This window comes from Tabrizicola sp. (genome assembly GCF_041911175.1).
Taxonomy (GTDB): domain Bacteria; phylum Pseudomonadota; class Alphaproteobacteria; order Rhodobacterales; family Rhodobacteraceae; genus Tabrizicola.
The window spans coordinates 1-12,887 of sequence record NZ_JAYRPN010000080.1 but is presented as its reverse complement, the minus strand read 5'-3'; the positions used below and the strand labels follow the sequence as shown (position 1 = coordinate 12,887).

General features: G+C 70.7%; 11 protein-coding genes. 3 read left to right on the top strand and 8 right to left on the bottom strand.

Translation table 11 applies throughout. The annotated features are described in order from the left end of the window. The first annotated feature begins 97 nt into the window (after positions 1 to 97). From ACE3P6_RS11050 to ACE3P6_RS11040, 3 genes are read left to right on the top strand one after another with little or no spacing between them, the layout of a single operon-like run. On the top strand, positions 98 to 631 hold the full coding sequence (locus ACE3P6_RS11050) for an SCP2 domain-containing protein (protein ID WP_374394853.1): 534 nt from the start codon (positions 98 to 100) through the stop codon (positions 629 to 631). Beyond that, complete coding sequence (locus tag ACE3P6_RS11045; protein WP_374394855.1) at positions 631 to 1,608, top strand: peptidase U32 family protein; 978 nt, start codon at positions 631 to 633, stop codon at positions 1,606 to 1,608. Before ACE3P6_RS11050 ends, ACE3P6_RS11045 begins: the two co-directional genes overlap by 1 nt. 2 nt (positions 1,609 to 1,610) lie before the next feature. Next, positions 1,611 to 2,513 carry a U32 family peptidase gene (locus ACE3P6_RS11040; protein ID WP_374394851.1) on the top strand — a complete coding sequence of 301 codons (903 nt, stop codon included), beginning with the start codon at positions 1,611 to 1,613 and terminating at the stop codon, positions 2,511 to 2,513. 1 nt (position 2,514) lies between these two features. On the opposite strand, the gene ACE3P6_RS11035 is transcribed toward ACE3P6_RS11040, so the two are convergent. From ACE3P6_RS11035 to ACE3P6_RS11000, 8 genes are all read right to left on the bottom strand, one after another. Further along, the gene (locus ACE3P6_RS11035; protein WP_374394850.1) at positions 2,515 to 3,567 is read right to left on the bottom strand and encodes an alginate lyase family protein; all 1,053 of its coding nucleotides are present in this window, start codon (positions 3,565 to 3,567) and stop codon (positions 2,515 to 2,517) included. Further along, on the bottom strand, positions 3,564 to 6,293 hold the full coding sequence (locus ACE3P6_RS11030) for a tetratricopeptide repeat protein (protein ID WP_374394847.1): 2,730 nt from the start codon (positions 6,291 to 6,293) through the stop codon (positions 3,564 to 3,566). Before ACE3P6_RS11030 ends, ACE3P6_RS11035 begins: the two co-directional genes overlap by 4 nt. Before the next feature lie 23 nt (positions 6,294 to 6,316). Then, a complete protein-coding gene (locus ACE3P6_RS11025) occupies positions 6,317 to 6,946 on the bottom strand; it encodes a hypothetical protein (protein ID WP_374394845.1) in 630 nt (209 codons plus the stop codon). Beyond that, the gene (locus ACE3P6_RS11020; protein WP_374394843.1) at positions 6,943 to 8,268 is read right to left on the bottom strand and encodes an alginate O-acetyltransferase; all 1,326 of its coding nucleotides are present in this window, start codon (positions 8,266 to 8,268) and stop codon (positions 6,943 to 6,945) included. Before ACE3P6_RS11020 ends, ACE3P6_RS11025 begins: the two co-directional genes overlap by 4 nt. Continuing rightward, positions 8,265 to 8,996 (bottom strand): hypothetical protein, encoded by a 732-nt coding sequence (locus tag ACE3P6_RS11015; RefSeq protein WP_374394841.1) that lies wholly within the window; start codon positions 8,994 to 8,996, stop codon positions 8,265 to 8,267. Before ACE3P6_RS11015 ends, ACE3P6_RS11020 begins: the two co-directional genes overlap by 4 nt. A gap of 13 nt (positions 8,997 to 9,009) precedes the next feature. After that, the gene (locus ACE3P6_RS11010; RefSeq protein WP_374394840.1) at positions 9,010 to 10,086 is read right to left on the bottom strand and encodes a hypothetical protein; all 1,077 of its coding nucleotides are present in this window, start codon (positions 10,084 to 10,086) and stop codon (positions 9,010 to 9,012) included. 8 nt (positions 10,087 to 10,094) lie between these two features. Beyond that, positions 10,095 to 11,525: an MBOAT family protein gene (locus ACE3P6_RS11005; RefSeq protein ID WP_374394838.1), complete on the bottom strand. Its 1,431-nt coding sequence runs from the start codon at positions 11,523 to 11,525 to the stop codon at positions 10,095 to 10,097. Positions 11,526 to 11,529: 4 nt separating this feature from the next. Continuing rightward, on the bottom strand, positions 11,530 to 12,887 hold a 1,358-nt coding region (locus ACE3P6_RS11000), incomplete at its 5' end, for a right-handed parallel beta-helix repeat-containing protein (RefSeq protein ID WP_374394837.1).

The following is a 12,887-nucleotide window of genomic DNA, read 5'->3' as shown; positions in this document are numbered from 1 at the left end:
CGGGCGATAGCGCGAAGCCGGGGCGGCGGACTTGACTATGGTCAACCCCCGCGCCGCCCCCCTCGCCTATGACGGGCCAACCGATCGAGGATCCCCGATGCCCGCCACCCTGCCGCGCCTGCCGCGCGCCCTTGGCCTTGCCGCCCGCCCGCTGCCCCTGCCGCCGCTGAACCTGCTCCTCGGCCGCCTGACCCGGCGCCTGGCCGCCGCCCACCCGACCCTGCTGCGCCGTCTGGGCAACCATGCCGCCAGCCGCTTCCTGATCGACCCGACCGACCTGCCCTGGGTCCTGCTGTTGCACCCCGGTCCCGCCACGATGACCGCCCATCCCCGCGCCCGCCCGCCTGCGCATGAGGCGCGGATCGCCGGGCCGCTTTCGGCCTTCCTCGCCATGATGCACGGGGCCGAGGATGGCGATGCGCTGTTCTTCTCGCGCGATTTGACGGTCGAGGGCGACACCGCCGCCGTCCTTGCGCTGCGCAACGCGATGGACGATGCCGAGCTGGACCTGACCGAAGAGCTGGCCGCACTGGCCGGTCCCCTTGCCAGCCCCCTGCGCCGGGTGCTGGCCGGGGCGGAACGCGCGACCGGGTTGCAGCTGCACCGCGCGGAACTGGGGGACCTGTCATGATGGAACTCGTCTGCCCCGCCGGGACCCCCGCCGCCCTGCGTGCCGCGGTCGAGGCCGGGGCGCATGCGGTCTATTGCGGCTTCGCCGATGAGACCAATGCGCGGAACTTTCCGGGGCTCAACTTCTCGCCCGAGGAACTGGCCGAGGGCGTGGCGTTCGCCCATGCCCGGGGCGCCAAGGTGCTGGTGGCGATCAACACCTTCCCCCGCGCCGGGGCGGAACCCGTCTGGCATCGGGCACTGGCCAATGCCGAACAGGCCCGCGCCGATGCGGTGATCCTGGCCGACATCGGGCTTCTGGCCCATGCCGCCGAGTACCACCCCAATTTGCGCCGCCATCTCTCGGTGCAGGCCGCCGCCGCCAACCCGGATGCGATCAACCTTTACGCCCTGGCCTTCGGCGTCCGCCGGGTCGTGCTGCCGCGCGTGCTGACGGTCGAGGAAATCGCCGCCATCAACCGCGAGATCGAGGTGGAGACCGAGGTCTTCGTCTTTGGCGGCCTCTGCGTCATGGCGGAAGGGCGCTGTTCGCTGTCGTCCTACGCCACCGGCCAGTCGCCGAACATGAACGGCGTCTGTTCGCCCGCGAGCCACGTCGCCTATGCCGAGGAGGGCGGCGACCTGGCCGCGCGGCTGGGGGGCTTCACCATCCACCGCACGCCGAAATCGGCACCCGCCCCTTACCCCACGCTCTGCAAGGGCTGCTTCACCTCGGGCGCGCAGACCGGGCATATCTTCGAGGACCCGGTCTCGCTGGATGCCACCCACCTGATCCCGAGGCTGGCCAAGGCCGGGGTCCGCGCGCTGAAGATCGAGGGGCGGCAGCGCAGCCGCGCCTATGTGGCGCAGGTGGTCCGCGCCTTCCGCGCCGCGGTCGAGGCGCAGGCGGCAGGCCGCCCCCTTCCCGAAAGCGCGCTGGCCCGGCTGACCGAGGGCCAGGCCGCCACTGCCGGCGCCTATGCGAAAACCTGGAGATGACGATGGACCTGACCGTCGGCCCCAACTTCTTCTTCTGGCCCGCCGAGACGGTGCGCACCTTCTACCGCGACCTTGCCACCACCCCGGTTGCCCGCGTCGTGCTGGGCGAGCTTGTCTGTTCCAAGCGGCTGCCGTTCTGGCAGGGCGAAATCCCCGGCGCGGTCGAAACCCTGCTGGCGGCAGGGAAAGAGGTTGCCGTCACCTCGCTGGCGCTGATCACGCTGAAGCGCGAACGCAAGCTGACCGCCGATCTTGCCGCGATGGGCCTGCCGGTCGAGGTGAACGACCTCTCCGCCCTTGCCCATGTCCCGCAGGGCCAGCCCTTCTGGGTCGGCCCGCTGGTCAACGTCTACAACGAGGGCACCCTGCGCTGGCTGATCCGGCGCGGGGCGACCCGCGTCTGCCTGCCGCCCGAGCTGACGCTTGCCTCCATCGCCGTGCTGGCGCGGGTGGGTCGCGAGGAGGGAGTCCCGGTCGAGGTCTGGGGGCATGGCCGCCTGCCGCTGGCGATCTCGGGGCGCTGCTACCACGCGCGGCTGCATGACCGGATGAAGGACAGCTGCCAGTTCGTCTGTGGCGAAGACCTTGACGGCCGCGACGTGGAAACGCTGGACGGCCAGCCCTTCCTGGCGGTGAACGGGGTGCAGACGCTCAGCCAGTCCACCGCCAGCATGGCGCATCGGGTGGAGGCGCTGGCGGAAGCAGGGGTCGCGGGTCTGCGCCTTTCGCCACAATCGCAGGGCTTCGGGCAGGTGTGCAATGGCTACGCCGACCGGCTGTCAGGCCGCATCGCCGCCCCGGCGCTGGAAGCGCTGCTGCGCCCGCTGGTGCCCGGCCAGCGGCTGTCGGACGGCTTCCCGACTGGCGCTGCCGGGGCGGAATGGTCAGGGGCTGCGGCGGGCTGACTCATCCGTCGCTTGGCGCGGGATCGGCGGGCGCGGGCCACAAGAGCCGCTGGTCACCGCCAAGCTTGGAATTGCCCAGCACCTTGATCCCCTCCACCAGCTTTGCCAGGTCTGGCGACGGGTTGAACCGCAGGTAGGCTGCAGCCCAGGCCAGCTCGAAATCGCGGGGCGGACGATCCCTGCCCCCGACCGTCTGTTTCTTTCCGGTGATCGCCACGACCGGGGACGGGTCCTGCAAGGCGGCGAGCGTGAAGCCCACCGCCCGGGGGATGGCCTTGTCGCAAGCCGCGAACAGGCCCGGGCGCGCGTCTGAAAGCAGGGCGGCGGTCGTGACCAGCGGGGCCACCGCATGAAGCTGGTAGTGCAGCGCCAGCCGACCGCGCCACATCTCGTAGGGCAGGCTGCCGTCGGGTTCGGCGGCGCAGGCCACCAGCCGGACCGAGGTCTCCGCCCAGTCGATCAGCACCGGGTCCTCCAGCGTGAGACCGATACGCGCCACCGCCAGCCCGGCCCAGGCCCGCAGGTTGTTCTGCGCGGCCTTGGGCGGGGCCTCGGTGTCGAAGAAGGCGATGGTCTGCCGCGCGCGGTCCAGAAGCCAGGCCTCGATTTCCGGGTTGCCCCCGGCCTCCGGCTGGTGCGCGCGCAGGGCGGCATAGGCGAAGGCGATCCCCCCCACGCGCGAGGGGGCCGACAGGTTCGCCCCCTGCGTGGTCAGATCGCTCAGAGCACCGGCCCGTGCCCAGGCAAGAAGGCTTTCCTCGACGCAGGCGGCAGCCTTGGTGGCAAGCTCCGGGTCGGTCGAAGGATCGTTCATGAGGTTGGCCTGCCGGGCCAGGTCGGCGATGAAATCGTCGATCGGCTTCAGCGCGGCGGTGACCGCCTTGTCGCTTTCTTCGTCGAACTCGCTGCGGTTGGCGCTGTTCGCGGCATAGCGGCTGCCGAAGCCCAGCGTCACCACCGGCATCGTGTCGGACGGGCAGGGCGGCGGCGTCTCCTCGGCCAGGGTTGGGGACGCCAGCAGCAGGGCGCCAAGCGCCAGACGGAAACCGATCATTGCCCCGCCTCCGCCGACAGTTTCAGGCTGCGCAACCGCTGCGCGGCATCGTCGCTGCCAAGGTCCGCCGCCTTCGCCAGCCAGTCCAGTGCCTCATCGCGCGAGGGCGGGGTGCCGATGCCGAAGACCAGCGCCTCGGCCAGGTCGACCATCGCCGCGGGTTCGCCCGCCTGGGCCGCCTTGCGCAGCCAGTCGGTCGAGTCCAGCACTTCGGCCGGGCTGGCCGCGTGGCTGCGCAGGATCAGCGCATATTCCCGCATCGCCACCGGATTGCCCGACTTGGCCGCCGTCAGGAACAGTGCCGACTCGTCGATGCTGCGGTAGGCGATGGCGCGGATTTCCGGCGTCGCCTTGCGCAGACGGTTCAGGGCCGCGGGCAGGTCCTCGGGCGCGCTGGCCCCGACCAGATCGACAAACAGCGCCGCCGACAGTGCCGGGTCATACTGCGGCGAGGTCCGGCGGGAATAGAGGTTCAGCAGCCGATGAATCGCCACCCGGCTGCCGGCAGCACGGGCGGCCTGGTAATAGGCCAGGATGCGCGGCTGGTCGGCGTCGGTGGCATAGCGGCTGAAGACATCGGCCAGATCGGCCAGCTCCGAGCCGTCGCCCCGCGCCAGATAGTCGGCGATTCGCAGCCAGCGTTCGAACAGCGCCCGGTCCCCGGCCCGCCCCACGGCATCGGCAAGCCGCAGCGCCTCGTCGAAGGTGCAGCCGGTGATCGCCGTGGCGCGCGAGACGTAGTCCGCATAGGTCGTGCGGTCCTTGATCAGCGGCAGCGCCAACAAGAGGGCGTCGAAATCGCCGCGATCCGCGATCACCTGCGCAAAGCGCGCCTGGACGGCGGCAAGGTCGGGGAACTGGCCCGGATCGGCCTGCGGCAGCATTGCCATCGCATCGCCCACGCCCAGATCGGCCAGCGGCAACAGGATGCGCAGCGCCTCGGCCTGGCTCTCGGGCGTGACATGGGCCTCGTCCAGCAGCGCCTCGGCGAACTGGGTTCCCGCCGAAGCCTCGCCCCGGGCGATGGCCTGCCGGAAGAGGTCCAGCGCCGCCTTGCGCTCGGTCGGGCTGCGGGCTGCGTCCAGCGCCAGGTTGGCCCGCGCCGTGGTCACGCCGGGAAAGCGTCGGGCATAGCGATCCCAGAAATCCAGGGTCGCCTGCGGTGCGCCGCGCCGTTCCAGAAGGTAGATGTACTGCGCGATCGCCGTCACCCGGCCGGTCAGGGCCTGGGTCTGGATCTCGGCCTCGGCAATCGGGTCGGGCGTGGCGGCAAGTACCGCCAGCGCCTGCGGCGTGTAGTCGACCGCCAGCGTCGAGGTGCTTTTCGCCACGCCGACCCAATAGTCCGCCTCGGCCACCTGCGGCGCGTCAGGCGCCCGGCAGATATAGGCGCTGGTCAGCTCCAGCATCGGATCGACCTCGCCCGCCGAGGCGACCACCGTCATCAACTGGTCCATCACCGCGTAGAATTCGTCGGCACTCTGCGCCCGGCGCAGTTTCATCGGCGCGGTCTTCTCCAGCGCCGAGACCTCTCCCAGCGCGACGGCGCGGTCCAGAAGCTCCTGCGCCTCGGCCTCGCCCGCCCAGCGACCCTTGGCCTGCAGGACCTGGTCCGCCATCGCGATCAGCGCCCAGGCTGGGGCATCGCTCCGCCCCGCCAGCGCGGTCAGCGCCTTGACATAGGCCGGTGTCCAGGTCGGGTCGCGCCGGGACTGCGCCTGCAGGAACAGCACATGGCTGGCCGCCGCGGCGGGCGAGGACCGGCCCGCCGCCTGAAGCGTGGCATCCGCCGCCGCCAGGTCGCGCGGCAGAAGCGCGCCATCCGCCTCAAGACGGGCCAGCACCACCTGCGCATAGGCCAGCCCCGCCTGCGAGGCCGCCCCCAGGTAATGCAGCAGCACCGCATTGTCCTTGGCGATGTCCTCGGCACGCAGGTGCATCTCGGCCACCTTCCAGGCCGAGACGGGGTCGCCCAGGTCGGCCGAGAAGCGGAACCAGCGTTCGGCCAGCGCCGGGTTGCGCGTCACGATCTGCCCGCCCATGTATTCCCGCGCGATCCGGTTGACCCGGTCGCAGATCAGCGGGTCAAGCTTGCCGACCAGCGCCCCGAAGGCCATCGTCACGCCCAGGTCGGGCGGAACCGTCCAGCCCTCGACCGGACGGCCCGCCACGTCGCGCTCGACCAGGGCCAGGATCGCATCGGCATTGCCGCCGAAGGCCGCCTGCAGCAACAGCGCCTCGCCTTTCTTCTCGTCCCGGGCGATGCCCACGCCCCGCGTCAGGTAGCCCGCCAGCAGGTTCTGCGCGCGCGGGGTTTGCGACAGGTCCATCTTCGCCAGCCGGGCGACCAGGCCTTCCTTCTGCAATTCCGCCAGCCGACCGGCGGCAAGCAGAAGCTCGATCCGGTCCAGAGCCATGTTCACGTCGGAATAGTCCGGGTCGAGCGTCTGGAACTGTGCCTCGACGCTGGCGATCAGGTCGAACCAGCGGTCGGGGTCCAGCTCGACCAGGCGGCGGAAGTCGCGCTTGATCAGCGCCGTGTCCTGTTCCGGCAGCGCCTCCGGGCGGGCATCCTGCCATTTCGCCGCCAGCGCCTCGTCGCCAAGGCGCGGGTCGCAGACCGCCCTGGCATCAAGCGCGGGCGGCTCGAACAGCAGGTCCACCGTCCGCGCCGCCACGGGAAGCGGGGCAAGCAGCAAGAGGCTGGTCATGATCAGGCGCAGCATGGGCGGACCCTTCCGACGACGGCCTATCGGGCCAGGGCATTGGCGGTGGCGGTGGCGGTGTAGCTGCCGCCCGATCCGCTCAGCACGATGGCCACGCCCTCACGCCGCTTCAGCGCGACTGCGGCGACCTTGGCCACCACCGTCGCGCCATCGCGGATCTCGAAGTCCAGCGTCAGCGGGGCCTTCAACGCCACCGCGCCCCCGTCGCTGGGCTTCACCCCCTCGATCGCCATCGCCTTGGCCTGCGGGACGTAAAGATCGGCGCTGGCAATGTCGGAGAGGTTGTAGAAGGTGACATCGGCCTGCGCCGGATTGCGGGTGATCTTGTCGACCACTAGCGCCGAAGTGCCGTCCGCCCCCACCACGAAGGAATAGAAGGTCGCCGGCTGGACCGGCTCGGTCGCCGTCGTCTCGCCCGAAGTGATCTTCACCTCGCTCGCACCGTCGATCACGACATAGGGCGTTACCCCGGCCTCGATGCTGTCAAAGCTGACCGACTGGATCACCGCCACCGGGCTGCTGGCGTCGACCACCCGGACAAAGCTTGCATCGGGGTTGGCCACGTCTTCGTAAAGGCTGGCGTCCTGGGCGACGACGGCCGAGGCGGCAGCGGCAAGGACGAGGACGGACAGGGTTGCGGGAAGGCGTGTCATGACGCGTCTCCTTTCGGGGTTGGGCAAAGGGTCAGGGAACTCGCCTCCGTCAGGGGGCGATCGAAGCTGACGGAGACCCTGGTCAGGTCGGGCCGCCAGAACGGCGCAAGGTTCAGGTAGAAGCGGCCGGTGGCGCGCAGCCGGTCGCTGCGTTCGATGCGGATGCTGCGGTGCAGGCCGCCCGCACCCTCGAGCGTGACGCTGGCCACCCGCGCCCCCTCGCCGCCGTGGTCGAACAGCAGGCTGTCACCCGCCTTCAGCGCCCCCGGCGGGAACGCTGCCGTCAGCATTCCATCGGCTGCCGAGGCCCCGGTCGGAATGTCGCAGGGCGGCCCGGCGGCGGCGATCAGCTCGTCCATCGGCATCGGGCCGAACTGCGCCAGGCTGTTGTAGATCGGGTTCTCCCAGATCAGGAAGGTCGGGCGGTGCTCGGCGAACTCACGCGAGGTGAGGTAAGAGGTCATCGCCCCGAACTGGTTGCCGCCGGTGATCGAATAGTTGGTCGTCTCGATCCCGGTGAATTCCGACAGGAACCCGGCGAAGTTGTTGATGGTGCTGTCGGAAAACGAGGTTCCGACCAGAACCAGGCTGGCGCCGCCATCGCCCTGGCCGAAAATGTCCAGCGCGCCGTCCTGCCCGGCGGCGGCGGGCGCATCCGCCTTTGTGGCACGTGTGGTGATCCAGGTCCGCGCCTCGACGGGCGGCAGGGTTTCCTTGCAGAAGGTCTGCAACTCGCGCCGGAGGCCCGAGAAGGCGGTTTCCGGTCCGGCCTCCTGCGAGGTGAAGCGCGCGGGCGTCACCCCGTCATAGGCGGGAAGCGCGCGGATCGTCCTGCCGATGGCTTCCGCCGCAAGCCGCGCGCCGATGGGCGTCCAGTGGAAGTCGGACCGGAAGAACACCATCTCGTTCGGACCGGCCTGCAGCATGGCCGTCATCAGGTCCGGCGCGGCCACTCCGGCGGCGTTCAGGCGGGTCACCACGTCCCGGTAATTCGCCTGCATCATCGCCTCGTCATAGCCGTAGGCCGCAGCTTCGGGCGGCAGGAAGCCGGGCATCGCCTGCCCCTTCGTCGGGACGTTCACATAGACTAGCGTGGTGCCCTGACCGGCCAGAACCCGGGCCAGCCTGGCGAGCTGGTCCACCACGATGTCGCTCATCGGATGTTGCAGGCGCAGATCCGACTGCACGCGGTAGAAGACGCCGTCCCGCCCCTCGATGCTGGGCGAGGGGGCGAATTCGGTGTTGGTGCAGCCAAAGGCCGAAGGTTCGGCCTGGGCTGGGCTGCTGGCGAGAAGCAGGGCGCAAAGCGCGGGGCGGATCATGGGGCGGCTCCTTCCGGTGGCGCGGGGCGCAGGCGAGGGCGGGGCGGTTCTGCGGAAGGGGCCGGCAGGGCACCGTCCCGCTGCAACTGGCGGCGCAGGGTCAGCGCCATCGCCTGCACGCCGGGATCGGGGCTGGCCAGCGCAAGGTCCAGCGCGTGCCCTGCGGCCTCGGGGTCCGGCGGCAGGCCGTCCGCGCCCTGGATCAGGTCCAGCGCCAGCGCCAGAGCGGCCTTCGGATCGCCCGCCTCCGCCGCCGCCAGCCGCAGCATCCGGGCCTCGGGAATGTCGGTCCCGAAGGGCTTCCCCCGCATCAGCAGGTCGGCCAGCCCCGCCGCCGCCCCAGGGTCGCCCTTCCGCGCCGCCCGCTCCAGCACGGCCCGCAGGTTGCGCAACCGCGAGGGCGAGAAGTCGGCCTCGGGCCGCTTCAGGATGGCGATCAGCCGGGGGACGGCAAAATCCCGGCCCATGTAGACGGCGATGGAATAGTAGTGCGCCGCGTCGTCCAGATAGTCGGTGCCCTCGCGCGCCTCCAGACGCCTGGCATAGCGGGCGGCGGCCAGCCCCTCGCCCGCATCGGCCAGGCTTTGCAACAGTCTGTCCGACAGGTCGCGCCCGCGCAGCATCGACTTGCGCAGGTCCTTCAGCCAGGGGTCGCCGGCAATCGCGGCAGGCAGCACCGCATCCGCCACGGCAGGAAAGGCCGCCAGCACGGCGACAAGCACCGTCATATGCGCACACCCGCTACGCACCGCCCTGCTCCGGGCCTGCGTCGCCCCAGATCGTCGGGTCGGTCAGGTAGCGGACCGGGAATTCCCAGATCACCAGCGCGGGCGGAGCATCGCGGACCTCGTCCGAGGCCAGGTAGTCCAGCATCGGCCGCGCCGGGCCCTGGCCTTCCACCGCCAGGTTCAGCACGTCGTGCCGCAGCGCCAGCTTCAGCGCCTCGGCGAAGCTCCAGGCCGGGTTCGCGGAATAGGAGGTGCCGATCAGAAGGGTCGCCCCGGCATCGGCCCCGGCGAAGATGTCACCTGCGGGTCCGGTCTCCGCCGTCGCCGTGTAGGGCGTCGCGATTTCCGGCGGCAGGCCCAGAAGCGGTGCCAGCCCGTCACTGGTCACGAAAGAGACGAGGTCGCCGGTGAAGCGGTCGACCGCGACCGTCGTCACCGCAAAGGCCGTCGTCCCGACCGGCACAAGGCCCGACGCGGCAAGGGCCCGCGCCACCGCCTCGGCTCCGGCGGGGGTCCAGTGCGTGTCGGTGCGGAAGAAGGCGTTGCCGGTCGCCGCCTGTCGGCGCAGCACGGCGCGGGCGTCCAGCACCGCCACCCCGCGCTGGCCGAGGCCCTGAAGGAAGCGATCGTAAAGCCCCGCGATCCGGGCGGCGCTTTCCGGGTCGCCGTGGCTCATCTGGACGTCAAGCTTGCCCGGCACCGGCACGATCACCAGCCTTGCCCCCACCGCCGCCAGCCGGTCGCGCACCGCGGCGATACGGTCCAGCGGCCGGGCCAGCGTCTCGGGCACGGGGCGGATCTCCTCGGCGGTGAACAGCCAGCCGTCGCGACCCGCCACCACGCCCTTGCGCCCCTCGCCGAGGGCCAGGTAGCGCAGCGCGCCGATCATGCCGATGGCCGGACCGCGATGCGGCAGCGACTGGCGATAGGTGCTGTCGACCTCTGCCGTCAGCGCGCCGCGCAGGGCCGAGATGTCGCGCGGCATCTCTTCCGGCCCGGGAAAGCGCGCGTAGCCCAGGTTCACCACGGCGGCATAGCCGAAGAACACCACCGGAAGGACGAAGCGCGCCGAACTCAGGATGATCTGCATCTCGCCTCCTAGAACTGGAAGTAGAGGAAGGGGGAAAAGCTCTGCTCGGCCAGCCGCATCACCGACAGCGCGAAGATGACCGCGGTCGCCAGCGCCGGAACCAGCGTGTCGCTGACCGCCAGCGTGCCCGCAGGTCCCGAGGGGACGTAGTAGCGCTCTTTCACCGCCCGGATCAGCAGCGGCTCGGCGGCAGCGACGGTGATGCCAAGCACCAGCACGGCCAGGCTCTCGCGGGTGATCTGCACCGCCAGCTCCGGTGCCAGCGCCAGCCCGTTCAGGCCCAGCAGACCGGCATAGAACCCCAACGCCTGCGGTACCGTGGCGGCGCGGAACACCACCCAGCCGACCAGCACGACGATCAGCGTCGCCGCGACCCGACCGGCGGTGCGGGGCCGCATCGCCCATCCCAGCCCGCGTTCGGCCGCAAGCCAGCCGCCGTGCCAGATGCCCCAGAGGACGAAAGTCCAGTTCGCCCCGTGCCAGAGACCGCCCAGCACCATGACGGTCAGCAGGTTCACATAGGTCCGCCTGCCGCTGATCCGGTTGCCGCCCAGCGGGATGTACAGATAGTCGCGCAGCCACACCGACAGGCTGATGTGCCAGCGCCGCCAGAACTCGGTGATCGAGGCCGAGATATAGGGCGTGTCGAAATTCTCGCGGAAGCGGAACCCCATCATCAGGCCCAGCCCCATCGCCATGTCGCTGTAGCCCGAGAAGTCGAAGTAGAGCTGCAGCATGTAGGCCACCGCCCCCGCCCAGGCCAAGGGCGCCGAGGGGTCGGGCGTGGCAAAGGCGAGGTCGGCCAGCGGCGCGATCGAATCCGCGATCAGCACCTTCTTGCCCAGGCCGACGGCAAAGCGCGCCATGCCGTCGGCGAAGAGCTGCGGGCTGTGTGTCCGGTGCTCGAACTGGTGCGCCAGGTCCTTGAAGCGCAGGATCGGCCCGGAGACAAGCTGCGGGAAGAGCGCGATGAAGGCCGCGAAGTCGAAGAAGCTGCGCGGCGGCCTCGCGTCCTTGCGGTAGACATCGACCAGATAGCTGATGCAGTGGAAGACGTAGAACGACACGCCGATCGGCAGGATGAGCCGCCAGTGGATATCAAGTCCCGCCGCCGTAGTGCCGAACAGGGCCGCGAAACTGTCGATGAAGAAATTCAGGTACTTGAACACCCCCAGCACCGCAAGGCATCCCGCCACGCCGACCCCGCACCAGACCCGCGCCGGGCGGGTTCCGGGATGGGCGGCGACGAGATGCCCGATGCCATAGGTCCAGATCGTCGTCAGGATCAGCAGCGCCAGGAAATCGAAGCGCCACCAGCCGTAGAACAGGTAGGACCCGGCCAGGATCAGCGCCGAGCGGAAACGGAACGGCGTCAGGTAATACAGCGCCAGGAACAGCGGCAGGAACAGGAACAGGAAGGTTTCCGAAGAGAACACCATCGGCCTACTCCGTCTGGCAGGGGTCTGAAGCGGAAGGAATGCCGGCGACAGCCGCCGGAATGACCAGGTCGGCCCCGGCGGTCAGATAGGGGGCAAGCCAGGGCACGAAATCGCCGGCGAACTGCCGGGGCAACTGGTCCGACAGGTCGTTGCCCGCCAGCCGGACCTCGCCCAGGCCGGCGGCGCTCAGGCCCTCGCGGTTGTCGGCGAAAAGGTTGCCCGACAGAAGCACCGGCCCCAGTCCGGCCTGCCCGTCGACCTCGATCCCCGCCCCGCCGTTCGAAAGCAACGCGTTGTCGGCGATGCGGGCCAGCCCGCTGCGCGACAGCCGCAGCCCGGCGGTTCCATTCCCGGCGATGATGTTGCCCTGCACCGACAGGCAAGCCGCGTTGCGGATCGTGACGCCCGCCCCGGCATTGCCGGTCAGGACATTGCCGCGCAGGACCAGCCCGCGCGTCGCGCCGTCGATCTGCAGCCCGTTGCGCCCGCCTCCGGCGACCAGGTTGCCCAAGAGCGCGACCTCGCGCAGCGCCCCCGACAGGCGCAGGCCTGCGCCCTTCTCGGGCGCGATGACCCGGTTGCCGCCCAGCAGAAGCTTCGACCCGCCCTTGACCGAGATCGCCGCCGCCCCCGACCCGGCCAGCCGGTTGCGCGTCAGGATCGCCCCGTCCGCGCCTTCCAGGCTGAAGCTGAACACCCGTTCGAACCGGCTGCCCGTCACCACCACCGGCGCCCCGGGCCGCATCAGCCCCGAGGTCAGGACCGAGACGCCGCGAAACGCCACCGGGCCGCGAAAGCCGAGATCGGCGAAAGTGGATCGCTCGGCCCGGAGCGTTCCCTGCCCGGTGACCAGCAGGAATGGCCGGAAGTCGGGAATCCGCGCGTTCCGGCCCGCATCGCCGCGCAGGGTGGCCCCGGTCACCGTCACATCGCCGAAGCTCAGGAGAAAGGCCCCGGCGGCGGTGTCCAGCTCCAGCAGCTCACCCGGCGACAGGACCAGCGCCGCGCCCGGCCAGACCACCAGCGGGCGCGACAGATGCCAGGCGCCGGCGCGCGTCTGGTGCGCACCCTCGGCCCCGTCCAGATCGGCCAGGGTGGCCGTGCCCGAGATCAGGTCGATCACGTCGGTCCGGCTGGCCTGCGCCAGTTGCAGCGCCAGGTGGCCATTGCCGCCCGACAGGATGGAAAGCTGGGTCAGCGCCGCCTGGATCTGCCCGGCCCGCAGCCTGGCCGCCCCGGTCACGCGCTGCGGCGCATCGGCGGGCGTGCCGGGCAGAACCACCCCCTGCGCCATCCGGTCGGCCAGCGCCAGCATCGCCTCGCCCGTCCCCGACGGAGCCACCAGCGCCGCGCGCAGCTCGG

Excerpts from the sequence above, each read along its gene's own strand:
- ACE3P6_RS11045 (WP_374394855.1), top strand. The coding sequence starts at position 631 with ATGGAACTCGTCTGCCCCGCCGGGACCCCCGCCGCCCTGCGTGCCGCG.
- ACE3P6_RS11020 (WP_374394843.1), bottom strand. The coding sequence starts at position 8,268 with ATGATCCGCCCCGCGCTTTGCGCCCTGCTTCTCGCCAGCAGCCCAGCC.
- ACE3P6_RS11010 (WP_374394840.1), bottom strand. The coding sequence starts at position 10,086 with ATGCAGATCATCCTGAGTTCGGCGCGCTTCGTCCTTCCGGTGGTGTTC.
- ACE3P6_RS11005 (WP_374394838.1), bottom strand. The coding sequence starts at position 11,525 with ATGGTGTTCTCTTCGGAAACCTTCCTGTTCCTGTTCCTGCCGCTGTTC.
- ACE3P6_RS11050 (WP_374394853.1), top strand. The coding sequence starts at position 98 with ATGCCCGCCACCCTGCCGCGCCTGCCGCGCGCCCTTGGCCTTGCCGCC.
- ACE3P6_RS11015 (WP_374394841.1), bottom strand. The coding sequence starts at position 8,996 with ATGACGGTGCTTGTCGCCGTGCTGGCGGCCTTTCCTGCCGTGGCGGAT.
- ACE3P6_RS11035 (WP_374394850.1), bottom strand. The coding sequence starts at position 3,567 with ATGATCGGTTTCCGTCTGGCGCTTGGCGCCCTGCTGCTGGCGTCCCCA.
- ACE3P6_RS11040 (WP_374394851.1), top strand. The coding sequence starts at position 1,611 with ATGGACCTGACCGTCGGCCCCAACTTCTTCTTCTGGCCCGCCGAGACG.
- ACE3P6_RS11030 (WP_374394847.1), bottom strand. The coding sequence starts at position 6,293 with ATGCTGCGCCTGATCATGACCAGCCTCTTGCTGCTTGCCCCGCTTCCC.
- ACE3P6_RS11025 (WP_374394845.1), bottom strand. The coding sequence starts at position 6,946 with ATGACACGCCTTCCCGCAACCCTGTCCGTCCTCGTCCTTGCCGCTGCC.